This is a genomic window from Salipaludibacillus agaradhaerens, assembly GCF_002019735.1.
In the GTDB taxonomy this organism is placed as follows: domain Bacteria; phylum Bacillota; class Bacilli; order Bacillales; family Salisediminibacteriaceae; genus Salipaludibacillus; species Salipaludibacillus agaradhaerens.
In genome coordinates this window covers 2,091,620-2,115,077 of sequence record NZ_KV917378.1, presented here as the reverse complement: position 1 = coordinate 2,115,077, position 23,458 = coordinate 2,091,620, and the positions used below count along the sequence as shown (strand labels likewise).

The 23,458-nt window shown below is 42.4% G+C and carries 14 protein-coding genes, 12 tRNA genes, 3 rRNA genes and 1 pseudogene; 28 read left to right on the top strand and 2 right to left on the bottom strand.

Annotated features, from left to right (window positions below; genetic code table 11):
• Positions 1 to 39 precede the first annotated feature (39 nt).
• Positions 40 to 2,223, top strand: a complete 2,184-nt coding sequence (locus BK581_RS09925; protein ID WP_078578017.1) for a Tex family protein — start codon at positions 40 to 42, stop codon at positions 2,221 to 2,223.
• A 398-nt stretch (positions 2,224 to 2,621) separates the two neighbouring features.
• Here BK581_RS09925 and cmpA read toward each other — a convergent pair whose 3' ends face one another.
• The gene (cmpA, locus tag BK581_RS19840; protein WP_095995542.1) at positions 2,622 to 2,741 is read right to left on the bottom strand and encodes a cortex morphogenetic protein CmpA; all 120 of its coding nucleotides are present in this window, start codon (positions 2,739 to 2,741) and stop codon (positions 2,622 to 2,624) included.
• A 211-nt stretch (positions 2,742 to 2,952) separates the two neighbouring features.
• Between cmpA and BK581_RS09920 the strand changes: the two genes are divergently transcribed.
• The 8 genes from BK581_RS09920 (at position 2,953) to BK581_RS09885 (ending at position 4,580) form a co-directional block, all read left to right on the top strand.
• Positions 2,953 to 3,426 carry a SprT family protein gene (locus tag BK581_RS09920; RefSeq protein ID WP_078578016.1) on the top strand — a complete coding sequence of 158 codons (474 nt, stop codon included), beginning with the start codon at positions 2,953 to 2,955 and terminating at the stop codon, positions 3,424 to 3,426.
• A 471-nt stretch (positions 3,427 to 3,897) separates the two neighbouring features.
• A tRNA-Asn gene (locus BK581_RS09915) sits at positions 3,898 to 3,972 on the top strand.
• A gap of 4 nt (positions 3,973 to 3,976) precedes the next feature.
• Positions 3,977 to 4,067 (top strand) — tRNA-Ser (locus tag BK581_RS09910).
• A 16-nt stretch (positions 4,068 to 4,083) separates the two neighbouring features.
• Positions 4,084 to 4,158: transfer RNA gene (locus BK581_RS09905), tRNA-Glu, on the top strand.
• 62 nt (positions 4,159 to 4,220) lie between these two features.
• Positions 4,221 to 4,296 (top strand) — tRNA-Val (locus tag BK581_RS09900).
• A gap of 10 nt (positions 4,297 to 4,306) precedes the next feature.
• Positions 4,307 to 4,382 (top strand) — tRNA-Asp (locus BK581_RS09895).
• A 7-nt stretch (positions 4,383 to 4,389) separates the two neighbouring features.
• Positions 4,390 to 4,474 (top strand) — tRNA-Leu (locus BK581_RS09890).
• Positions 4,475 to 4,494: 20 nt separating this feature from the next.
• A tRNA-Leu gene (locus BK581_RS09885) sits at positions 4,495 to 4,580 on the top strand.
• A gap of 162 nt (positions 4,581 to 4,742) precedes the next feature.
• On the opposite strand, the pseudogene BK581_RS20295 reads toward BK581_RS09885, so the two are convergent.
• A pseudogene (locus BK581_RS20295) lies at positions 4,743 to 4,845 on the bottom strand (hypothetical protein); the annotation flags it as partial.
• Between the two features lie 391 nt (positions 4,846 to 5,236).
• Between BK581_RS20295 and BK581_RS09880 the strand changes: the two are divergent.
• The 19 genes from BK581_RS09880 to tsaD all read left to right on the top strand — a co-directional run bounded on the left by BK581_RS09880 (position 5,237) and on the right by tsaD (position 23,240).
• Complete coding sequence (locus BK581_RS09880; RefSeq protein ID WP_078578015.1) at positions 5,237 to 5,722, top strand: hypothetical protein; 486 nt, start codon at positions 5,237 to 5,239, stop codon at positions 5,720 to 5,722.
• 114 nt (positions 5,723 to 5,836) lie between these two features.
• The gene (locus BK581_RS09875; protein WP_078578014.1) at positions 5,837 to 6,550 is read left to right on the top strand and encodes a DUF6060 domain-containing protein; all 714 of its coding nucleotides are present in this window, start codon (positions 5,837 to 5,839) and stop codon (positions 6,548 to 6,550) included.
• Between the two features lie 179 nt (positions 6,551 to 6,729).
• Entirely contained in the window at positions 6,730 to 7,053 is a 324-nt protein-coding gene (locus BK581_RS09870) for a hypothetical protein (RefSeq protein ID WP_078578013.1), read from the top strand.
• A 501-nt stretch (positions 7,054 to 7,554) separates the two neighbouring features.
• Positions 7,555 to 7,631, top strand: a tRNA-Pro gene (locus tag BK581_RS09865).
• 115 nt (positions 7,632 to 7,746) lie between these two features.
• Positions 7,747 to 7,820 (top strand) — tRNA-Gly (locus tag BK581_RS09860).
• Positions 7,821 to 7,889: 69 nt separating this feature from the next.
• Positions 7,890 to 7,966 (top strand) — tRNA-Ile (locus tag BK581_RS09855).
• Positions 7,967 to 8,171: 205 nt separating this feature from the next.
• Positions 8,172 to 9,738, top strand: a 16S ribosomal RNA gene (locus tag BK581_RS09850).
• A 114-nt stretch (positions 9,739 to 9,852) separates the two neighbouring features.
• A tRNA-Ile gene (locus BK581_RS09845) sits at positions 9,853 to 9,929 on the top strand.
• A 90-nt stretch (positions 9,930 to 10,019) separates the two neighbouring features.
• A tRNA-Ala gene (locus tag BK581_RS09840) sits at positions 10,020 to 10,095 on the top strand.
• A 313-nt stretch (positions 10,096 to 10,408) separates the two neighbouring features.
• Positions 10,409 to 13,347: ribosomal RNA gene (locus BK581_RS09835) — 23S ribosomal RNA — on the top strand.
• Positions 13,348 to 13,428: 81 nt separating this feature from the next.
• Positions 13,429 to 13,545: ribosomal RNA gene (rrf, locus tag BK581_RS09830) — 5S ribosomal RNA — on the top strand.
• The 16S, 23S and 5S rRNA genes sit together here with 5 tRNA genes alongside, the layout of an rRNA operon.
• 908 nt (positions 13,546 to 14,453) lie before the next feature.
• Positions 14,454 to 15,893, top strand: coding sequence for an alanine/glycine:cation symporter family protein (locus BK581_RS09825; protein ID WP_078578012.1), 1,440 nt, complete (start codon positions 14,454 to 14,456; stop codon positions 15,891 to 15,893).
• A gap of 294 nt (positions 15,894 to 16,187) precedes the next feature.
• Positions 16,188 to 17,585: a PAS domain-containing protein gene (locus tag BK581_RS09820; protein WP_078578011.1), complete on the top strand. Its 1,398-nt coding sequence runs from the start codon at positions 16,188 to 16,190 to the stop codon at positions 17,583 to 17,585.
• A gap of 412 nt (positions 17,586 to 17,997) precedes the next feature.
• Positions 17,998 to 19,122: a trans-sulfuration enzyme family protein gene (locus BK581_RS09815; RefSeq protein ID WP_078578010.1), complete on the top strand. Its 1,125-nt coding sequence runs from the start codon at positions 17,998 to 18,000 to the stop codon at positions 19,120 to 19,122.
• Between the two features lie 109 nt (positions 19,123 to 19,231).
• Positions 19,232 to 20,215: a thiamine-phosphate kinase gene (thiL, locus tag BK581_RS09810; protein WP_078578009.1), complete on the top strand. Its 984-nt coding sequence runs from the start codon at positions 19,232 to 19,234 to the stop codon at positions 20,213 to 20,215.
• 382 nt (positions 20,216 to 20,597) lie between these two features.
• Entirely contained in the window at positions 20,598 to 21,059 is a 462-nt protein-coding gene (gene tsaE / locus BK581_RS09805) for a tRNA (adenosine(37)-N6)-threonylcarbamoyltransferase complex ATPase subunit type 1 TsaE (protein WP_078578008.1), read from the top strand.
• Positions 21,056 to 21,754: a tRNA (adenosine(37)-N6)-threonylcarbamoyltransferase complex dimerization subunit type 1 TsaB gene (gene tsaB / locus BK581_RS09800; RefSeq protein WP_078578007.1), complete on the top strand. Its 699-nt coding sequence runs from the start codon at positions 21,056 to 21,058 to the stop codon at positions 21,752 to 21,754. Before tsaE ends, tsaB begins: the two co-directional genes overlap by 4 nt.
• Before the next feature lie 20 nt (positions 21,755 to 21,774).
• Positions 21,775 to 22,227, top strand: a complete 453-nt coding sequence (rimI, locus tag BK581_RS09795) for a ribosomal protein S18-alanine N-acetyltransferase (RefSeq protein ID WP_078579908.1) — start codon at positions 21,775 to 21,777, stop codon at positions 22,225 to 22,227.
• Positions 22,224 to 23,240 (top strand): tRNA (adenosine(37)-N6)-threonylcarbamoyltransferase complex transferase subunit TsaD, encoded by a 1,017-nt coding sequence (gene tsaD / locus BK581_RS09790; protein ID WP_078579909.1) that lies wholly within the window; start codon positions 22,224 to 22,226, stop codon positions 23,238 to 23,240. The genes rimI and tsaD overlap by 4 nt, the downstream gene beginning before the upstream one ends.
• The last annotated feature ends 218 nt before the right edge of the window (positions 23,241 to 23,458 follow it).

The window sequence follows — 23,458 nt, the reverse complement described above, 5'->3', positions numbered from 1 at the left end:
TGCAAAGAGACGTGAAAACGAGATATGGAGGAAATAAAAATGGAATGGAATGACCAATTAAACGAATTGTTGGCATTAGTAGCAGCTAAGGTTCAATTACAAGAACGCCGGATAAAAAGTGTGATTGAACTTGCTGAAGAAGGGAATACTGTCCCGTTTATTGCTAGATATCGAAAAGAGATGACGGGTGGTATGGACGAAGATCAAATTAGACAAGTGCTAGAAGGATGGGAATACGCTAACAGTTTGGCGAAAAGAAAAGAGGAAGTGATTCGTCTTATAGATGAACAAGAGAAGTTGACGCCTGAACTGAAGCAAGATATAGAAAAAGCAACAAAACTTCAGGAATTAGAGGATATTTATCGCCCCTATAAACAGAAAAGAAAAACAAAAGCATCAGTGGCAAAAGAAAAAGGGCTTGAACCATTAGCGATGTGGTTATTATCCTTGCCGAAGAGCGGGGATATTGAAGCGGAAGCAAAAAAATATATAAGCGTTGAGCACGATTTACATACAATCGAACCGATTTTGCAAGGTGCTCAAGATATCATTAGTGAAATGCTCTCAGATGATCCGGAAGTTCGCAAATACGTGAGACAATTAACCTTTAAAGAAGGAACGATCGAGTCAGAGAAAAAAACAAAAGCAGACGATGAAAAAGCTGTTTTCGAAATGTATTATGAGTATTCGGAGCAGGTCCAGAAGATTGTTCCTCATCGAGTATTAGCTCTCAATAGAGGAGAAAAAGAAGGCATTTTAAAAGTTTCCGTAAAAGCCCCGGATGAACGAATCATGTCTTGGATTGAAAATAAAGTGATGAAGGGGGCCCATACAATTGCTCAGCCATTGTTAGTAGATGCCGTGGCAGATGGCTATAAAAGGCTCATTCAACCTTCTGTTGAAAGGGAAATTCGTAAAGAGGTAAGTGAAACAGCTGAAGAACAGGCTATTCATATTTTTTCAGAAAACTTACGTAACTTATTATTGCAACCACCGCTGAAAGGACAAGTTGTCTTAGGAGTAGACCCCGCTTATCGTACTGGTTGTAAACTAGCTGTTGTTGATGAAACAGGAAAAATGCTTGAAGTCGGTGTCATTTATCCAACGAAACCATGGAACAAAATTGAGGAAGCAAAACAGGCAGTGTTTAAACTTATTAAAAATTATAAAATTAAAATGATTGCAATTGGTAACGGTACAGCCTCCCGAGAAACAGAACAATTTATAGCCGACCTCTTGAAAGAGATTGAGGATGATATATTCTACCTTATAGTAAATGAAGCGGGGGCAAGTGTTTATTCAGCTTCAAAAATAGCGAAAGAAGAATTCCCTAATCTTCAAGTGGAAGAACGGAGTGCTGTCTCGATTGCCAGACGCATACAGGATCCTTTAGCGGAATTAGTGAAAATTGACCCTAAGTCTGTTGGCGTTGGACAATATCAACATGATGTGACACAATCTAAGCTTAATAACAGTCTGACGTTTGTTGTGGAAACAGTCGTTAACCAAGTAGGGGTGAATGTAAACACTGCTTCATCTTCCTTACTTCAATACGTATCTGGTCTCTCGAAAAGTGTAGCAGATAATATTGTGACACGACGAGAAGAAGAAGGTAAGTTTACCAACCGTACACAGCTAAAGAAAGTCCCAAGGCTTGGGGCAAAAACTTACGAGCAAAGTATCGGATTTATTCGTATCCTTGATGGTGAGCAACCGTTAGATCAAACGGCCATCCATCCCGAATCCTACTCAGTGACAAAGGACATCATGAAGGAACTAGGAATGAGTGTCGCTGATATTGGAACTGAAAAAGTGAAGGATAAGCTTCAAACGGTTAGTATTAACGATTTAGCTGAGCGGTATAATGTGGGGATACCGACTTTGAATGACATTCTTGAAGCGTTAACAAGACCAGGGAGAGACCCCCGTGACGATATCCAAAAACCACTTCTAAAAACGGATATTTTATCTATGGAGGATTTAGCTAAAGGCATGGAGCTACAAGGAACGGTAAGAAATGTTGTAGATTTCGGAGCCTTTGTAGACATTGGTGTGAAGCAAGATGGTTTAGTACACATTTCTAAACTTGCGAACCGATTTGTTAAGCACCCGATGGAAGTTGTTTCAGTAGGGGATCTTGTCACCGTCTGGGTAGATGATGTGGATGCCACCAAAGGAAGAGTAGCATTGACGATGCTTGAGCCAGCTAATCAGTCTAAATAACTAAACGGTCAGATAGCGTAGCAAAAGCATGTCACAAAGAAAATATATAGCCGCCGTCTGCTCTGAAAGTGGACGGCGGTTTTCCTATTACTAATATGGTGTTCAGGAATGATATATCATAGATAAGCATCCGTAAAACGCCTGGTTCAAAATAGAGAGGAGGGCGACATCTATTTCGGTGGGAGCTAACGGACGTTCAGGTTCTAATTCACGCAACGACCACGACCAACTCAGTGAGAGCAGTACGAAAACGTCCACTGATTGAAGGTGCTTTTCATTTATAACGTCATTAAGGTTAATTAAACGGACATGATCATAATGTATTGAGCAACCTGTCTGTTGAAGAAGCTATTGATTTAAGAAATTAAAGGTGAAGAGAGTGATAAGTAATCATATCTTTATCCTGTGTCTGTCTGTGAATTTTTATAATAGAACCAGCATTGATTTAACACACGAATACGCCTTAAATCCCTTCGATCATACGCTTCTTGCAATTGCCGTTTCAACCACGACGGCATAGGACTCTCTCCTTTCCTATTTTTCACTAAATAATTAATGTTTACATGCAGAGATTTATTTTATATTGATATGTGGAAAAAGTAACATGTAGTCGTTAGAATGAAAATGAATGATGTAACGGTATACGGATAACGCCTGCATGCTTAATGATATGATATGTGCATGAGATTGTCCGGGACATTGATTTTTAAAGAGAAGGGGAATGGTTAGGTGACAAATGAGGAATTACAAGCATTAACAGAAGAGATATCCAATATCCATTTTAATCGCCCATTCCGCCATAAGGCGTATTTCAATAAACGTTTACGTACCACAGGAGGCCGGTACGCATTATATAGCCACAATATCGAAATCAATCCGAAACAACTTGAGTTTTATGGAAAAGAAGCGCTTATAAAAATAATAAAACATGAATTATGTCACTATCACTTACATCTCGAAGGAAAAGGATATCAGCATAAAGACAAAGATTTCAAAACGCTGCTTGCTGCAGTTGGGGGGAGTCGCTATTGCCAAACGTTACCTGGCTCTCATAACAAGACACATACCGTTCATTATTATCAATGTACAAGCTGTGACCGCTTTTATAAAAGAAAACGAAAAATTAATACAAGTCGATATGTCTGTGGAGCATGTAAAGGGAAACTGAAAAAAATTAAAAGTTTACCATCTGAAAAATATTGACGCCTACCAGTCTATATGGTACATTATAAAAGTCGCTGACATAAAGGTTGTGAAAAATAATATTGACTTTGTGTCTATTATCATTTACAATGTAACTCGTCCTTATTGAGAGCCATGATTTACTTTAGGTAACTCTCAACAGGTGAAGATAAGGAATACAGGCTAAGAGCGTCACGTCGTATGCGTCGAAGATTCGCTGGTTATCCCCAATCCTCTTATTTTATTGTGAAGAAGCAAGAAGGTTGAGGAAGCAAGGGAAAGAGTGACTGAGCGTATTAGACATACGTGATGAAACGAGAGAGCGAAGCTGACGAAGAAGATTCGCCAGTTATGCCAATATTATTTTATTGGGAAGAAGCAAGAAGGTCGAGGAAGCGAGAGAAAGAGTGACTGAGCGTATTAGACATACGTGAAGAAACGAGAGAGCGAAGCTGACGAAGAGGTTCGCCGCTTATTACCAATAAATATTATTCCACAGTAGCTCAGTGGTAGAGCAATCGGCTGTTAACCGATCGGTCGTAGGTTCGAATCCTACCTGTGGAGCCATTACGGAGAAGTACTCAAGTGGCTGAAGAGGCGCCCCTGCTAAGGGTGTAGGTCGTGTAAGCGGCGCGAGGGTTCAAATCCCTCCTTCTCCGCCAGTAAACCTTTATTACTGGCCCGTTGGTCAAGTGGTTAAGACACCGCCCTTTCACGGCGGTAACACGGGTTCGAATCCCGTACGGGTCACCATTTTTGTTTGCATAATATATTGTTAAAGATTAAACGAAAAGAATGATAGTTTGAAACTTCGTGGAGGATTAGCTCAGTTGGGAGAGCATCTGCCTTACAAGCAGGGGGTCGGCGGTTCGAGCCCGTCATCCTCCACCATAAGTACGTTGGTCCCGTGGTGTAGCGGTTAACATGCCTGCCTGTCACGCAGGAGATCGCGGGTTCGATTCCCGTCGGGACCGCCATATATATGCGGGTGTGGTGGAACTGGCAGACACGCTAGACTTAGGATCTAGTGCCTTCGGGCGTGGGGGTTCGACTCCCTTCACCCGCACCATTTATATTCTATTAGCTTATGCGGTCGTGGCGGAATGGCAGACGCGCTAGGTTGAGGGCCTAGTGGGAGAAATCCCGTGGAAGTTCGACTCTTCTCGACCGCACCAATACATAAACACAGTCATACCAAGGGTTTAAGTGCCCTTGGTATTTTTTTGTGTATTTATATATTAGTAAAAATTGAGGCCTATTTTTGCTTTTTGACTCCAGTTTTACTCCATGGTAATAAATGGTTTAAAAATTGCGTCTGTTCAATGTTCGGGAATTAATTAAAAAAGGTCATCAAGCCTGTCTGCTGTTTCATTGTTTATTGGGGAACAGGTGACCATAAACATCGATAGTAGTCTTTATAGAAGCATGTCCTGAGCGTTCTCCAAAAAGGGTCTAATAAACAAATACATTACAATTAACTATTAAGGTGCGTTGTAAAGTTTAAAGCGACAATGTAGAGCAGTTTATTGCTGAAATTGAAGGGAAATGGAAAAAAAAATTTACATTTACACACTATAGACTTGAAAAAACAGGAAAAAATAGGTAAGGTAAAAGTTGATAGGAAAATATATGGTGAGTAGTAATAAAATATGAAAGGTGATGCTTGCAGAAGATTCTACTATCCATTGTATTGGTTGCATATGGTGAAAGAGACAGTGATATTGAATGTGCAATAGAATTTCCTCATGAAAATAAAGGTGAAGTTTAACGGATTTTTATAAGTACCAATAATATAATATTGGAGTTAAATAAACTGGTAAGGGGCAAAAAAATGATCAAAACAAAAATAGTATTATGTTTTCTCACTTTATTGTTAGTGTCAGGATGTGGAAATGGAAAAGATGAAGAGGTAAATAATTTTGAAAATTTAGAAAGTCTAAAAGCAGCTATTTTTTCAGAGGAAGATATTACAGAAGAAGATATTATTAATGAAGTACTAATTGATGATGAAAGATTGATTATTTTTGAGCAAGCTAACGAACCTTACACTTATGGTATAGCTTTAATTTATGAAGAATCAAGTAGTAATTTAATATGGTACAAGACATCTGCGAAGATAGCACTAGAGAACGAGGGAGAATTAATAGGAACTAGGTTCTCACTTTACAATGAAAAGGAAGTTGAATTTACTATAGGTAAGAATGAAAGCGAGGTGGAACAGAAAATGTCGGAAAAAATCAATGAATGGAGTTCCATGAGAACAATTCAAACATACCAAAATGATGAAATATTGTATATTATCTCAATTGTTTTGTGAAATATCCTTTATTATTTGTTAAAATAAGGATATGATATTCTAGGAAACAATTTTTTTCTCGCAAGTTATAAAATGCTTAATTGTTTCTAAATATAATAGAAAAGAGGAATTATATTGTTTAAAAAAATTTTTCTTATATTGTTAGCAGGTCTAGGTATGGGCTTATTTGCAGTTTTAAATGTGACTAAAGCAGTTGAACCAGACATCATATTCGATAGTGAAGAAGGATTTGAAGACCCTGTTACCGGCGACTGGATACAGCCTTTCGAAATTAAAGAAGATGGTACTGTTAAAATGTTAACTTTAGAAGAATATAAATCTATTATTGAATTAGAGGATGACGAAGAGTATTTTGAAATTGTAAAAGATGAGAATGCCTTTGAAATTCTTAATTTTAGAACTTATTACAAATTCAAACCTTCAGGTAACAGAACTAAAGTAACGAAATCGGGTATAAAAGCTACTGCTGATATAAACTGCAATACACCTACATGCAGTGCTACTGTAGGTGTATCTGCGACGACATCTAGATCTTATAGTGTCTCTGGAAGTCAAGAAATTAAAGCGATTAATGCTAATGCCGGTTACACTGTTACTAAATCAGCAACTAATTCATCGACTTTCAATTACAATATCAAAAAAGGTGATAGAGGGTACATTAGTTTCAAACCGTATCATTGGAAGGTTTCAGGTAAACTAGAGTTAAGAGGAAATCAAGGTATGGGTCTTATATCTTCAAAGAATGCATCAGTCACATTTCCTAAAAAATTATCAGATGGACAAGCTGATGGAATATATTCTTTTGTTTATACTAAAAGAGGAAAATAAATATATAACCAACTAGTCTGCAAATATGGACTAGTTGGTTTGAGTTTTTGATAACTTACTTACCTCTAACATACTTATATGCTCATTTAAACTTTCATATTGACCCAAGGGAAAAATGATGTGGATGATTAGCAAGCACTCGAAAATATTAATATAAAATAGAGAGGAGATATTATAAGATGTCATCACCCATTCAAAATAACCCAGCTTTTTCAGCATATTCAAGGTTGACGGTTGTTAATAACTTCTTAGCCCGTAAAGAGGGAAGAGAGCCAGACGGAATAAACATGTCGTTCAAAGAATTTACAGAAGCTCTTGAAAAAAACGAAGTGGTCAAGAAGGAAAATGTTAGGCCGACAAACGAACTCCAACGCCATCACAGTAGAACGAATGCAGCATTTAATGGCGCGCACTGGGAACAAAGCACGTTATCATATATTGATAAAGCTTTTGAACTAGGTTTAGTTAATTCAAGCGGCACATTAATAAATTTAAAAGGATAGTTTTTATATAAGTCGCTTATCTAATAAGATGAGTGCCTTTAATTAATGAATTAACTTAATTGCAATGAACGATTATATAATTAAATAGAGTAGAATAAAGAGCTTCAAAGTAGATAAGCTACTATAACTTAATAAAAAATAAAAATGACTTGACGAAAGGGTGAAAAGCGATTATTATAGATATCCGACGGTGAAATTATTGATGAGCTTTTAGAGATGTCAAAAACGAGTCTTGTTTCTGTAATCGACTGAAAATAAAAGTCTTGACAAGAACAACCGGAAATTATACTATAATAGTTGTTCCAATTTTCCTCTACAATAATTGATAGTGATTATGAAAATATGGAATAGTTACTGAATGGTGTAGGACGTATAAGAATATGTGTTGGATATTATGCTTTTAAAATATTGAAAGCTTTGGCAGGATAAATCCTGTGGAAGTTAGCCTTTTCTTGAATGCACCAATTTATTTCTATATTAATAGTATATAGTGTGGTATATCGGGAAGTAGCTCAGCTTGGCAGAGCACTTGGTTTGGGACCAAGGGGTCGCAGGTTCAAATCCTGTCTTCCCGACCATTTTTATGTTATTTTCCCCAAGTGATTTTAAAGTTTACGAATGAAACTTAAGTTAAGTCGTGAACAAAATCTACTCTCGGCGAACAGTGCTTATATAGAGAGAAAGATTAACTATGCGGGTGTAGTTTAGTGGTAAAACCTCAGCCTTCCAAGCTGATGACGAGGGTTCGATTCCCTTCACCCGCTCCAAAAAAATTATTTCAAAAAAACTCTTGCACTATCAATACATTACATGGTATAGTAGATGATGTTGCTTGAGGGCCTGTAGCTCAGCTGGTTAGAGCGCACGCCTGATAAGCGTGAGGTCGGTGGTTCGAGTCCACTCAGGCCCACCATTATGTTGACCTTTGAAAACTAAACAAAAAGCCAAGCAAAGTGGGATATGAAAATATCCCGTCAAAGAAACAAAGCGTTGAGTGGAAACATTCAACAACGCCAGACGAAAGTTTGGACATGATGTCAGAGACATTAAACTCTGTTTAAGGATGGCAGACGAAAGACGCGACGTCCTGTCGCACCGTCTGCACTTGTACATCCTGTACTTCGGAGAGTTTGATCCTGGCTCAGGACGAACGCTGGCGGCGTGCCTAATACATGCAAGTCGAGCGCAGGAAGCCGGCGGATCCCTTCGGGGTGAAGCCGGTGGAATGAGCGGCGGACGGGTGAGTAACACGTGGGCAACCTACCTTGTAGACTGGGATAACTCCGGGAAACCGGGGCTAATACCGGATGATCATTTGGATCGCATGATCCGAATGTAAAAGTGGGGATTTATCCTCACACTGCAAGATGGGCCCGCGGCGCATTAGCTAGTTGGTAAGGTAATGGCTTACCAAGGCGACGATGCGTAGCCGACCTGAGAGGGTGATCGGCCACACTGGAACTGAGACACGGTCCAGACTCCTACGGGAGGCAGCAGTAGGGAATCATCCGCAATGGGCGAAAGCCTGACGGTGCAACGCCGCGTGAACGATGAAGGTTTTCGGATCGTAAAGTTCTGTTATGAGGGAAGAACAAGTGCCGTTCGAATAGGTCGGCACCTTGACGGTACCTCACGAGAAAGCCCCGGCTAACTACGTGCCAGCAGCCGCGGTAATACGTAGGGGGCAAGCGTTGTCCGGAATTATTGGGCGTAAAGCGCGCGCAGGCGGTCTCTTAAGTCTGATGTGAAAGCCCACGGCTCAACCGTGGAGGGTCATTGGAAACTGGGGGACTTGAGTGTAGGAGAGGAAAGTGGAATTCCACGTGTAGCGGTGAAATGCGTAGATATGTGGAGGAACACCAGTGGCGAAGGCGACTTTCTGGCCTACAACTGACGCTGAGGCGCGAAAGCGTGGGGAGCAAACAGGATTAGATACCCTGGTAGTCCACGCCGTAAACGATGAGTGCTAGGTGTTAGGGGTTTCGATACCCTTAGTGCCGAAGTTAACACATTAAGCACTCCGCCTGGGGAGTACGGCCGCAAGGCTGAAACTCAAAGGAATTGACGGGGGCCCGCACAAGCAGTGGAGCATGTGGTTTAATTCGAAGCAACGCGAAGAACCTTACCAGGTCTTGACATCCTCTGACACCTCTGGAGACAGAGCGTTCCCCTTCGGGGGACAGAGTGACAGGTGGTGCATGGTTGTCGTCAGCTCGTGTCGTGAGATGTTGGGTTAAGTCCCGCAACGAGCGCAACCCTTGATCTTAGTTGCCAGCATTCAGTTGGGCACTCTAAGGTGACTGCCGGTGATAAACCGGAGGAAGGTGGGGATGACGTCAAATCATCATGCCCCTTATGACCTGGGCTACACACGTGCTACAATGGATGGTACAAAGGGCAGCGAGACCGCGAGGTTAAGCGAATCCCATAAAGCCATTCTCAGTTCGGATTGCAGGCTGCAACTCGCCTGCATGAAGCCGGAATTGCTAGTAATCGCGGATCAGCATGCCGCGGTGAATACGTTCCCGGGCCTTGTACACACCGCCCGTCACACCACGAGAGTTTGTAACACCCGAAGTCGGTGCGGTAACCTTTTGGAGCCAGCCGCCGAAGGTGGGACAGATGATTGGGGTGAAGTCGTAACAAGGTATCCCTACCGGAAGGTGGGGATGGATCACCTCCTTTCTAAGGAGCTATTAAGCTCAGCTTATTAAAACTTTGCTTTGGCTATTTTGTTTAGTTTTGAAGGGTCAACCTTCTAGTAAAATTCAAATAATACTATTCACACTAGTCCATTATGGGCCTATAGCTCAGCTGGTTAGAGCGCACGCCTGATAAGCGTGAGGTCGGTGGTTCGAGTCCACTTAGGCCCACCATATTGGATTATTCGTTATGCTTATAGAAATTTAGATTAAGCGGAAATTATCTTTCTTGAAATTTAAGTGAAGATAATTTTTAATATTCCTGGGGCCTTAGCTCAGCTGGGAGAGCGCCTGCTTTGCACGCAGGAGGTCAGCGGTTCGATCCCGCTAGGCTCCACCATTTATTTTCGACCTTTGAAAACTGGATAACGAAAGACTGATAAATGACATCACCGGTTCACAATCGCTTGATTTAATCAAACGATGAGAGAACCGAGTGTCTTAGAAAAAGGCCATTAAGACGCCTAAAACCGCCTTTTTAATAAAGGAAAGGGTTTAAGCCACCTGGTGATAAGCCAGAAGTGTGCTTAAACAAAGAGCATCAAAGAGATCGAGGAAGCAAGTGAGCGCAACACCGGAACGTACTGATGTACGTGAGGATGGTGAGCGAACGCAGCTGACGACGCGCTCTGTCGATGATCTGCGGTTTAAGAGGTTAAGCTAGAAAGGGCGCACGGTGAATGCCTTGGCACTAGGAGCCGATGAAGGACGGGACGAACACCGAAATGCTTCGGGGAGCTGTAAGTAAGCGTTGATCCGGAGATATCCGAATGGGGGAACCCACCGCCTGTAATGAGGCGGTATCCACACCTGAATCCATAGGGTGTGAGAAGGCAGACCTGGGGAACTGAAACATCTTAGTACCCAGAGGAAGAGAAAGCAAATGCGATTTCCTGAGTAGCGGCGAGCGAAACGGAATCAGCCCAAACCAGAAGGCTTGCCTTCTGGGGTTGTAGGACACTCCATACGGAGTTACAAAGAGTGATCGTAGGTGAAGCGACCTGGAAAGGTCCGCGGGACAAGGTAAAAGCCCTGTAGCCGAAACGGTCACTCCTCCGGAGTGTATCCTGAGTACGGCGGGACACGTGAAACCCCGTCGGAAGCAGGGAGGACCATCTCCCAAGGCTAAATACTTCCTAGTGACCGATAGTGAACCAGTACCGTGAGGGAAAGGTGAAAAGCACCCCGGGAGGGGAGTGAAATAGATCTTGAAACCGTGTGCCTACAAGTAGTTGGAGCCCGTTAATGGGTGACAGCGTGCCTTTTGTAGAATGAACCGGCGAGTTACGATCCCGTGCAAGGTTAAGTTGAAGAGACGGAGCCGCAGCGAAAGCGAGTCTGAATAGGGCGCCAAAGTACGTGGTTGTAGACCCGAAACCGGGTGATCTACCCATGTCCAGGGTGAAGTCCAGGTAACACTGGATGGAGGCCCGAACCCACGCACGTTGAAAAGTGCGGGGATGAGGTGTGGGTAGGGGTGAAATGCCAATCGAACTCGGAAATAGCTGGTTCTCCCCGAAATAGCTTTAGGGCTAGCCTCGAGGGAAGAGTGTTGGAGGTAGAGCACTGATTGGACTAGGGGTCCCCACAGGATTACCGAATTCAGTCAAACTCCGAATGCCAATCACTTATCCTCGGGAGTCAGACTGCGAGTGCTAAGATCCGTAGTCAAGAGGGAAACAGCCCAGACCATCAGCTAAGGTCCCCAAGTATACGTTAAGTGGAAAAGGATGTGGAGTTGCTTAGACAACCAGGATGTTGGCTTAGAAGCAGCCACCATTTAAAGAGTGCGTAATAGCTCACTGGTCGAGTGACTCTGCGCCGAAAATGTACCGGGGCTAAACGTATCACCGAAGCTATGGATGGCCACCGTCAGGTGGCTGTGGTAGGGGAGCGTTCCAAGGGCGTAGAAGCATGATCGTAAGGACATGTGGAGCGCTTGGAAGTGAGAATGCCGGTATGAGTAGCGAAAAGAGGGGTGAGAATCCCCTCCGTCGAAAGCCTAAGGTTTCCTGAGGAAGGCTCGTCCGCTCAGGGTCAGTCGGGACCTAAGCCGAGGCCGAAAGGCGTAGGCGATGGCAAACAGGTTGATATTCCTGTACCACCACGTTTCCATTTGAGTGAAGGGGGGACGCAGGAAGGTAGGGTAAGCGCACCGTTGGATGTGTGCGTCGAAGCAGTGAGACTGACAAGTAGGCAAATCCGCTTGTCGTAAGGTTGAGCTGTGACCGCGAGTGAACTAAAGTAGCGAAGTTCCCGATCCTACACTGCCAAGAAAAGCCTCTAGCGAGGAAACTGGTGCCCGTACCGCAAACCGACACAGGTAGGCGGGAAGAGAATTCTAAGACGCGCGGGAGAACTCTCGTTAAGGAACTCGGCAAAATGACTCCGTAACTTCGGGAGAAGGAGTGCTCTTGCGGGTGAATAGCCTGCGAGAGCCGCAGTGAACAGGCCCAAACGACTGTTTATCAAAAACACAGGTCTCTGCGAAGCCGCAAGGCGAAGTATAGGGGCTGACACCTGCCCGGTGCTGGAAGGTTAAGAGGAGGGGTTATCCCTTACGGGAGAAGCTCTGAATTGAAGCCCCAGTAAACGGCGGCCGTAACTATAACGGTCCTAAGGTAGCGAAATTCCTTGTCGGGTAAGTTCCGACCCGCACGAAAGGTGCAACGATTTGGGCACTGTCTCAACGAGAGACCCGGTGAAATTATATTACCTGTGAAGATGCAGGTTACCCGCGACAGGACGGAAAGACCCCATGGAGCTTTACTGTAGCTTGATATTGGATTTTGGTACAGCTTGTACAGGATAGGTAGGAGCCTTGGAAGCCGGAGCGCCAGCTTCGGTGGAGGCATTGGTGGGATACTACCCTGGCTGTACTGGAATTCTAACCTCGAACCGTGATCCGGTTCAGGGACAGTGTCAGGTGGGCAGTTTGACTGGGGCGGTCGCCTCCTAAAAGGTAACGGAGGCGCCCAAAGGTTCCCTCAGAATGGTTGGAAATCATTCGTAGAGTGCAAAGGCATAAGGGAGCTTGACTGCGAGACCTACAAGTCGAGCAGGGACGAAAGTCGGGCTTAGTGATCCGGCGGCACCGTATGGAAGGGCCGTCGCTCAACGGATAAAAGCTACCCTGGGGATAACAGGCTAATCTCCCCCAAGAGTCCACATCGACGGGGAGGTTTGGCACCTCGATGTCGGCTCGTCGCATCCTGGGGCTGAAGTAGGTCCCAAGGGTTGGGCTGTTCGCCCATTAAAGCGGCACGCGAGCTGGGTTCAGAACGTCGTGAGACAGTTCGGTCCCTATCCGTCGCGGGCGCAGGAAATTTGAGAGGAGCTGTCCTTAGTACGAGAGGACCGGGATGGACACACCGCTGGTGTACCAGTTGTTCCGCCAGGAGCATGGCTGGGTAGCTACGTGTGGCAGGGATAAGTGCTGAAAGCATCTAAGCATGAAGCCCCCCTCAAGATGAGATTTCCCATCACTTTATGTGAGTAAGATCCCTCAGAGAAGATGAGGTTGATAGGTCTCGGGTGGACGCATGGCAACATGTGGAGCTGAGAGATACTAATCGATCGAGGGCTTAACCAAAGCAAGTCGTCTTTTCTCTAAGACATGATGTCCTATCAGTCCCGTTATCCAGTTTTGAAAGGTCGATAAGACCTTGATATGTTCAGTGACAATCGCGGAGAGGTCACACCCGTTCCCATGCCGAACACGGTAGTTAAGCTCTCCAGCGCCGATGATAGTTGGGGGCTCTCCCCCTGTGAAAGTAGGACGTCGCTGAGCGACTAAAGACATTCTCTTATGAGAGTGTCTTTTTTGTATGTATAGAATGATGCGCTGAAACGAGGGATTGGAAGGACAAGCAGGTCAAGGAAGCAAGAGAGGGAAGCGCGGAGTGCCCTGTGGGCATGAGCACTGGACGAATGTAGGTGACGAAGAGATGCGCCGTTCAGCCAATCTCTCAGAGCGCCGAAGATAGTTGGAGGCGTCCCCCTGTGAAAGTAGGACGTCGCTGAGCGACTAAGGACATTCTCTTATGAGGATGTCTTTTTTGTATGTATAGAATGATGCGCTGATACGAGGGATTGGAAGGACAAGCAGGTCGAGGAAGCAAGAGAGGGAAGCGCGGAGTGGCCCTATGGGCATGAGCACTGAACGAATGTAGGTGACGAAGAGATGCGCCGTTCAGCCAACCCCACAGAGCGCCGAAGAAAGTTGGAGGCGCCCCCCTGTGAAAGTAGGACGTCGCTGAGCGACTAAGGACATTCTCTTATGAGAGTGTCTTTTTTGTATGTATAGAATGATGCGCTGATACGAGGGATTGGAAGACGAGATTAAAGCCCGATTATATAACGTTCGAATAAAAACCAGTTACTCTTCGTCTTTTTCCGTACCAAATATTTATATCTGCTAGAGTTATGTAAGGAAAGCACTTTAAAATTAGAAAATATAAAGGAAGCTATTAATCAAAGAACGATAAGTCTATTACACGTTAAAGCAGTATTATAATAAGGATTTGGGCGAATATTAGATGTAAAGGTTAGCGAAGGCTTTTATAATTTGTAAACTCCGCCATAGTGAATGTTGCTAATACTTATAAAGGTATGCGAAAATGTAAGACGGAAAAGGTTTACTAATTTTCTAAAAAGGGAAAAAATCCCTGAATACTTACTTCTAAGGAGGAATTGAATTTGGATCAATGGTTTGCGACAGATACTTGGTTTGGAGAATTAATAAGTATAGGTAATAATTTACTCTGGACTTATATATTAATAGGATTTCTCCTTTTATTAGGTCTTTATTTAACTGTAAAAACAAATTTCGTACAGTTTCGTATGCTGCCTGATATGTTTAAAGAATTAATAAAAGGAACAGATCGAACGGCATTTAAGGAAAGAAAGGGAACCTCTCCCTTCCAAGCGTTTGCTATAAGTACTGCAGCACGAGTCGGTACTGGTAACTTAGCTGGGGTAGCCCTTGCAATTTCCGTTGGTGGTCCAGGAGCTATATTTTGGATGTGGGTAGTGGCCTTAGTAGGGGCAGCTACAGGCTTTATCGAAAGTACACTAGCGCAAATTTATAAAGTGAAAGATAAAGACGGCTTTAGAGGTGGACCGGCCTATTATATGGAAAAAGGGTTAGGTTCACGTGGGATGGGATTAGTATTTGCTGTACTCATTGTCCTTTGTTTTGGATTAATTTTCAATGGTGTACAAACACATACGATTTCTGATGCCTTTGTTGGTGCGTACAATATTCCTGCTGGTCTTGTGGGTGTTGTTATTGCTGTGATGATGGCCTTCATTATCTTTGGTGGTGTGAGACGGATTGCTGTAGTAGCAGAAGTGATTGTTCCTGTATTTGCTCTTACATATATTGTTGTAGCACTTATCATTATGATGATGAACATCACTGAAATTCCAGCTGTATTTGCGCTTATTTTTAACAATGCATTTGGCATTGAAGAAGTAGTTGGTGGTGGACTTGGTGCGGTGATTATGAATGGGGTGCAGCGTGGTTTGTTTTCCAATGAAGCAGGGATGGGAAGTGCGCCGAATGCAGCAGCCACAGTGTATGTGAAGCACCCTGTCAAACAAGGGCTCATTCAATCGCTGAGTGTCTTAATTGATACGCTAATTATTTGTAGTGCCACTGCTTTTATTGTATTACTGACAGATGTTTATACAGTGGGTGAAATGGAAGGTATTCAATTGACTCAGCAAGCATTGGCTCATCATATGGGTGATTGGGCAACCATTTTTGTCACCGTGGCTATCTTTTTCTTTGCGTTTAGTTCATTGTTAGGGAATTATTATTATGGTGAAGCAAACATTGGCTTTATTTCAGAAAAACCGATCTACCTCACTTTATTTCGTTTAGCCTTTCTTGCTATGGTTGTCATTGGGGCAACGAGTGATTTAGATATCATTTGGGAAATGGCAGACTTATTTATGGGGCTCATGGCTGTTGTGAACCTAATTGCTGTCTTGCTATTAGGAAAAATAGCGATAAGCGCATTAAAGGATTTTCAGCAACAACGTAAAGCAGGCATTGATCCTGTATTTTATCGTAATAGCATTAAAGGGCTTAAGAATGTGGAGAGCTGGGGAACGAAAGAAGAGGAAAAATAAAACAAAACGTATAAAGGGGCGTATCTCGTCCCTTTATGTCATAAAGCAGGTTTAAGAAGATGCTACGTGCCAAAAACATTAAAAACTTGCCTTCATGTTCTACCAGAAACGTGTTTGTACGAGATTGAGGCTTACAACCTTTGATTTCAACTCTTAATAGGGTGGCAAGTCAAAGTGTATCGCTTTTTCTTTTAATAGAAACAGGGTGACACATTATATTACAATATGTTAAAATTTATGTAAATATGGTATCTCGTGTCGGAATCACTATAACCTTAGCATCGGAGGGAGCCTATGGCTTTTTTTGATTATAATGAAACGATAAGTGTGTTAGAGGCCATTGGTGAAAACGTATTTATCGTAGATGCAGAGTTAGATATCGTGTGGATTAACCAATACGCGACACAACTGATTACTAAATTGAACAGATATCTTCCAGTAGATTCAAAGGAAGACATGATTGGAAAAAACATTGCAATGTTTCATGCTGAAGAAGAGGCAGATCCTAAAAAAGTGTTAAGTGAAGGCCCATTTCCTTATAAAAAACAAATCAATTTATTCAATCGTTATACAGCTAATATTGTTATTAATCCATTGTATAAAAACGATAAGATAAATGGTTACGTCCTAACGTGGAAAGATGTTACATCATATGAAAAAAAGTTAACGGACATTAGAGATGCTATGAATGAATCGACCATTCTAACTATTGTTAATAAAAAGGGTAAAATTGTTTATGTTAATGAGAAATTTACCGAGCTGTCAAAGTATAGTAAAGACGAATTAATTGGGCAAGATTACTGGGTACTCAATGCAGACTATTCAGATAACTTTTATAATGAACTTTTCAAATGTATTACTGATGGGGAAGTTTGGAAAGGCGAAGTGAAGCAGCTGGATAAAGAAGGAGCAGAATTTTGGGTTCACTCCACTGTTGTTCCTTTTAAGGAAGAAGAACAGCCATATCTCTATGTGGCTATTCAACAGGACATTACAGCTAGGAAGCGAGCAGAAGAGTTACTAAACAAATCTGAAAAGCTCTCTGTGCTAGGTGAATTAGCTGCGGGAGTCGCCCACGAAATTCGAAATCCTCTTACGACCATTAAGGGGTTTACACAACTCCTTCCAACGAAAGATATGTATAAACAAATTATGTTAGATGAGATAGAACACATTAATATGATTGTAAATGAATTTATGATGTTGGCCAAACCCCATGCTGTAAGCTATGTTCCTGTAAATATTAATGAAATCATTCATTATGTCATTCATTTTTTAGAAGCAGAGGCACATTTAAAAGGAATTAATTTTCAGTTTCTCCACGGAAATGAATCTGTTTATATTAATGGTGATGACAATCAGCTCAAGCAAGTATTTTTAAATGTCTTTAAAAATGCTATTGAGGCGATGCCTGACGGTGGAAACATCTTCATCAACATTCGAAATGAAGAAGATAAAGTAAGAATTTCAATTAGGGATGAAGGAGTCGGACTAACATCAGACGAGGTGAAAAAGCTAGGAGAACCTTTTTATTCACTAAACAAGCAAGGAACAGGACTTGGCTTAATGATGACGTTTAAAATTATAGAAAATCATGAAGGGTATTATGATGTATCTAGTAGTAAAAATAAAGGAACAACGTTTTATATAACCTTGCCAATATATCTATCAGAGTGTCAAAGAGATTTGTGAATACACAACCGTTTAATTTAAAACAACGAAACACCGGCACCTACAATGGCCCGGTGTTTCGTCATGCTATGAGAAGGGGGATCACATAACATATGATGAAAGTGGTATGAATCTTATAGTTCTACTATAGAGCATCATTGTTAAGCTAGTTTGAATAAAATGTAAACATCTTATGAAGAGTGACAAGTAGAAAGTAAGTTATCTACCAGAAAAATGACATTGTATTAGTTGGATTTGGACATCATAAGGAATCGTTTAAAATAAATTAAAAACGAATGAAAACGCAATCTTCCTTTTATGACTATGATTTTACATACTCATGATTTTCTAAAGAACACAATCTATGATTCAAAAAGTGACTAGAATAGGGTATGATGAATGGAAGATTGTAATTGAAAGGTGTTGACGTGACGTGCGATTTCAAACAAAAAATGTTCATTTTCCTGAAAAAATGAACGCACATGAAGTAAGTAAAACGAAGCCAATCTATCAAACGACAGCATTTTCTTTTCAAGATTTAGAAGATATGGAGAGCTTCTACGAAGGTAATAAATCTTATTTTTATACAAGAATGGGAAACCCAAATACAGATGATTTAGCAAAAGGAGTAGCTGATCTTGAAGGAGCAGAAATGGGTGTGACATCCTCATCAGGCTTATCAGCTATTTTGGCGGGTGTTTTAGCAGTTGCTAAGTCAGGTGACCATATTGTTGCAACTGAAGACTTATACGGAGGAACATATCAGCTCTTCTCCCATGAATTAAAGGAATTTGGTATAGAAGTGAGCTTTGTAGATTGTTCAAATCGTGAAGCTATTGAAAAAGAGATTAAAGGAAATACGGTTCTCCTGTATACAGAATCGATTACAAATCCCCTTTTACGTGTTGAGGATTTAGAAGGTATTGTTAAGATAGCAGCTGTTCACAATCTCAAAACGATGGTAGATAATACGTTTGCAACACCGTACTTGATTCGTCCACACGAAGTTGGTGCCGATATGGTCGTTCATAGCGCCACTAAGTATATCGGAGGGCATAGTGATGTATCGGCAGGAGTACTCACTGGATCTAAGGAATTGATGGCCAGGGCGAAAAATAAGATATCGACGTTGGGAAGTAATTTAGGACCTTTTGACGGTTGGTTAGGAACACGGGGTTTAAAGACGTTAAGTTTGAGAATGGAGCGTCAATGTGCCAATGCTCAAAAATTAGCTGATGCTTTAAAGGGTCTTTCAGCTGTTAAGAAAGTATTTTATCCACAAGCGGCAGCGCCAAACGGCAACGGAGCTATCGTCACGATTGAGTTAACAGATGATCAAGACATTTTTGCATTCTCAAAAAAATTACAGTGGATAAAAATTGTGCCCACGTTAGCTGGTGTGGAAACGTCTATTTCTTATCCTGTAGGAACGTCACATCGTCCTCTCCCTAAAGAGATGAGAGAGAAGCTTGGTGTGACAGACAGAATGATTCGAATTTCAGTTGGAATAGAGGATGCAGAGGATATTATTGATGTCTTTCAAAATGCTTTAGCGTAAAAGGAGGAGGGGGAACCCTCCTTTTTTTGTACGTTGTTTGATATAATGGAGAGCGGAAAAAATAGAGGAAAGTCATTATGCAGGTATTCCTTTAAGGCAGGTGATAAACATGGCAGATGAGTTCGAGTGGATCAAATCGATAGCACCGGTTAAGCACTTTAATGACAATGTGCAAGTAGGGATTGGTGATGATGCAGCAATCATTTCCAATGATAGTAACCGGGAGACAATTGTCACCGTTGATACGATGGTGGAAGACATTCATTTTAAAAGGAGGACGATGCCGTTACAGGCGATTGGTCATAAAGCCTTAACTGCTAATTTAAGTGATATAGCAGCTATGGGTGGGATGCCACGTTACTATCTTGTCTCCATTGCTGTGCCTAAACAAGGTTGGTCGCAACAGGAGATAACGGACATTTATGGTGGTCTCCATGCATTGGCTGAAAAATGGCATGTTGATTTAATCGGCGGTGATACGGTGTCAACCTCTCAAAAGCTAGTCTTGACAGTGACTGTTATTGGGACGATTGAAAGTGGACGACGATTACTAAGAGCGAATGCTAAAGAAGGTGATGTCGTGTTTATGACTGGACCTGCTGGCATGGCAGCTTATGGATTGGCAGAGCTCCTTGATAAAGGTTTAAAAGCTAATGAAAATACAACTATTTCACCTTTCATAAGAGCCCATCAATATCCTGAACCGCAAATTGAGGCTGGTCGGCTGCTAGCGGAATCAAAGATGCGCATAGCATTAAATGACATAAGTGATGGATTAGCACACGAAGCGAAAGAGATTGCAGAAGCGAGCGGTGTAAATATCACGATCGATTGGGATAAGCTGTCTCTCAGTAAACAGATGGCCAAGTATTCATTAGAAAAACAAATGGATTGGGTTTTATACGGCGGTGAAGACTTTCATCTAATCGGGACAGTTTCGAAGGAAAATAGTGTGCTGCTGGCGAATACGTTTAAAACTAACAGCTTATCGTTTCATGTAATAGGAGACGTCGTAAAAGGAGAAGGCCGGGTCTATATTCATCATAATGGAAAAAAAGAACCCGCAAAAAAAGCAGGCTACCACCATTTTTAAAGTATACTCACCGATTGGCAAGCCCTCGAGGGCGCCGACAGAGGTGAAGTAGCCCTTAGACGGACAGGTAAACTGAAAAGCCCAGTCCGCTAAAGTATACTCACCGATTGGCAAGCCCCCAAGGGCGCCGACAGAGGTGAAGTAGCCCTTAGACGGACAGGTAAACTGGAAAGCCCAGTCCGCTAAAGTATACTCACCGATTGGCAAGCCTCAAGGGCGCCGACAGAGGTGAGTTGATCGTTTTAAGAATGTGGCTAATAAAAGGTATATAGTAGGGCCGAGGTGTGATAAGTGATATAATCGGCTACAATTAAAATAGGAAAACTTTGTGGTTTGGATCAAACCAACATGAAGTTTCGTCATGAATTCAGGAGTGCGTACTATGAATCAGGAATGGACAATCATAACGAGGTCAACAGAGGAGACAGCTGAGTTAGCTGAACGTCTCGGGACGCTTTTAAATGAAAACGATGTGATCACACTAGAAGGCGATTTAGGTGCCGGTAAAACCACCTTCACAAAAGCAATGGCAGCAGCCTTTGGGGTCACGCAGAATGTCAACAGTCCGACATTTACCATTTTGAAAGAGTATAAAGGAAGACTACCATTTTATCATATGGATGCTTATCGTATTGAAGATGAATTAGAAGATTTCGGGCTGGAAGACTATTTCGAAGGTGGGGGCGTCACCGTAGTGGAATGGGCTTCAATGATAGAAGATCAACTCCCGCCAGATCGCCTAGAGATTCAAATCTCTTATTTAGGTAACACAGAGCGCCGCTTTCACATAAACGCGCGCGGATTACGTTACATCACATTGGGAAAGGAGCTGTTTAATAAATGAATGTGTTAGCGATTGATACAGCCACTTATGTGATGGGAGTCGCTTTGATGAGAGATGGAGAACCTCTTGGGGAAATCGTCACACATCAGAAAAAAAATCACTCAATTAGGCTTATGCCAGCTATACAAACCCTTTTTAAGGAAACGGAGATGTCTCCCGAGGATTTAGATAGAATTGTGGTCTCACAAGGGCCAGGTTCGTATACTGGCGTTCGAATAGGCGTGACAACAGCCAAAACGCTGGCATGGGCGCTTAACATCCCAATAGTGGGTGTCTCTAGTATGGCAATGCTCGCCGGTAACGGACGATACTTCAATGGCCTCATTTCACCATTTTTCGATGCGAGAAGAGGGCAAGTTTTCACGGGATTGTATCAAAATCAAGACGATTCGCTCAAAGAAATAGAAACAGATCGGATCACGATGCATCACGACTGGCTTCATTTCATCAAAGAACGAGACGAATCTATTCTCTTTCTAAGTCCAGATATGGATAAGCATGCCGATGATATCCATCAAATATTAGGCGAACAAGCTGTGTTTGCCAGTCCAATACACTATCTGCCACGGCCATTTGAACTAGCGTTAGCGGGTATGACCTTACCTGTAGAGGAAAATACCCATGCATTTTCCCCACGCTATCACAGATTAGCTGAAGCTGAAGCTAAGTGGTTGGAAGCGAATAAAGAGAAGTGACAGGGGAAGCGGAGAAGCTTATGGAAGAAATAGTGCGAATTCGTCTTATGGATGAAAGTGACTTAGATGACGTGACAAAACTTGAAAAGCTGTCCTTTAAAACGCCGTGGAGTCGGGAAGCTTTTTTCAATGAGATGACCAAAAACCAATTCGCTTATTATCTTGTGGTGGAATTGAATAAAGAGATCATCGGGTATTGTGGGTTATGGGTCATTATTGATGAATCCCATATTACAAATATTGCAATTCATCCGTCGTACCGAAGAAAAGGTATTGGGGATTATCTTTTCCGTGGGGTGATGGCGATGGCCAAAACACTTGGGGCAAGAAAAATGTCGTTAGAAGTGCGTGTATCAAATACAACTGCTCAGGCCTTGTATAGAAAATACGGATTTCAAGAAGGTGGCATTAGAAAAAATTATTATACAGATAATCAGGAGGATGCTCTTGTCATGTGGGTGGAATTATTATGAGTTATAAAACGAATACCCTAATACTAGGAATTGAAACAAGCTGTGATGAAACGTCTGCCGCAGTTGTTAAAAATGGCAGAGAGGTGTTAAGTAATATCGTGTCATCACAAATTGATAGTCACAAACGTTTTGGGGGCGTTGTACCTGAAATAGCCTCTCGCCATCATGTGGAGCAAGTGACATACATTGTGGAGGAAGCATTGGAGACAGCAGGGATAACCCCAGATGAGCTGGATGCTATTGCTGTGACAGAAGGGCCAGGTCTTGTAGGAGCGCTCCTAATAGGGGTGAATGCAGCTAAAGCGCTCGCTTTTGCTTGGAATAAGCCGCTCGTGGCTGTCCATCATATAGCAGGTCACATTTATGCGAATCACATTGTTGACGAGTTGACATTCCCACTGCTCTCTCTCGTCGTGTCTGGTGGTCACACAGAATTAATATACATGAAGGACCATGTGTCATATGAGGTTATTGGTGAAACGAGAGATGATGCGGTGGGAGAAGCATATGATAAGGTGGCTCGAACATTAGGTCTTCCTTATCCTGGTGGGCCGCACATCGATCGCCTTGCACAAATTGGTGAGCCTGTCATCAATTTACCGCGAGCTTGGCTTGAAGAAGACTCATACGATTTCAGCTTCAGCGGTTTAAAATCAGCTGTTATTAACACGCTTCACAATGCTAAGCAACGAGGTGAGAGTTGGTCGAATGAAGATATTGCCGCCAGCTTTCAAGCGAGTGTCGTGGATGTACTTGTGACAAAAACGCTAAAAGCAGTAGAAGAGAAAGGTGTTGAACGACTCGTGCTTGCTGGGGGTGTAGCCGCTAATAAAGGTCTAAGAGAGGCGCTGACAGCAGCTTGTGAGAAAGTAGGAATCACATTAACCATTCCTCCTATTGCATTATGCACCGATAATGCTGCAATGATAGCAGCAGCAGGGACGTTTTTATTTAATAAAGGATGTTTAGCAGATGAGCGGTTGAATGGTCAAGCAGGATTAAAGCTTGAATAAAGGATTGTGGATATGGATAATTTAAGCACTGTGTGTTGTGGGCTAGTAACGCCTCGACATAAACAGTGCTTTTTTGCATGTGTCATGAGTTATATTATCGGGTAACAATTAGGTAAGATACTGAATAACAATGGCCTCTCTCAAGCTAATAGTGGAGATACGAATATATGCTCCTGTTAATAACACATTATCCACAGTTTGTGGATAATGTGTATAAC

Bases quoted from the DNA above. Each gene is read 5' to 3' on its own strand.
- BK581_RS09925 (WP_078578017.1), top strand. From the start codon at position 40: ATGGAATGGAATGACCAATTAAACGAATTGTTGGCATTAGTAGCAGCT.
- cmpA (WP_095995542.1), bottom strand. From the start codon at position 2,741: ATGCCGTCGTGGTTGAAACGGCAATTGCAAGAAGCGTATGATCGAAGG.
- BK581_RS09880 (WP_078578015.1), top strand. From the start codon at position 5,237: ATGATCAAAACAAAAATAGTATTATGTTTTCTCACTTTATTGTTAGTG.
- BK581_RS09870 (WP_078578013.1), top strand. From the start codon at position 6,730: ATGTCATCACCCATTCAAAATAACCCAGCTTTTTCAGCATATTCAAGG.
- BK581_RS09820 (WP_078578011.1), top strand. From the start codon at position 16,188: ATGGCTTTTTTTGATTATAATGAAACGATAAGTGTGTTAGAGGCCATT.
- thiL (WP_078578009.1), top strand. From the start codon at position 19,232: ATGGCAGATGAGTTCGAGTGGATCAAATCGATAGCACCGGTTAAGCAC.
- tsaE (WP_078578008.1), top strand. From the start codon at position 20,598: ATGAATCAGGAATGGACAATCATAACGAGGTCAACAGAGGAGACAGCT.
- tsaB (WP_078578007.1), top strand. From the start codon at position 21,056: ATGAATGTGTTAGCGATTGATACAGCCACTTATGTGATGGGAGTCGCT.
- rimI (WP_078579908.1), top strand. From the start codon at position 21,775: ATGGAAGAAATAGTGCGAATTCGTCTTATGGATGAAAGTGACTTAGAT.
- tsaD (WP_078579909.1), top strand. From the start codon at position 22,224: ATGAGTTATAAAACGAATACCCTAATACTAGGAATTGAAACAAGCTGT.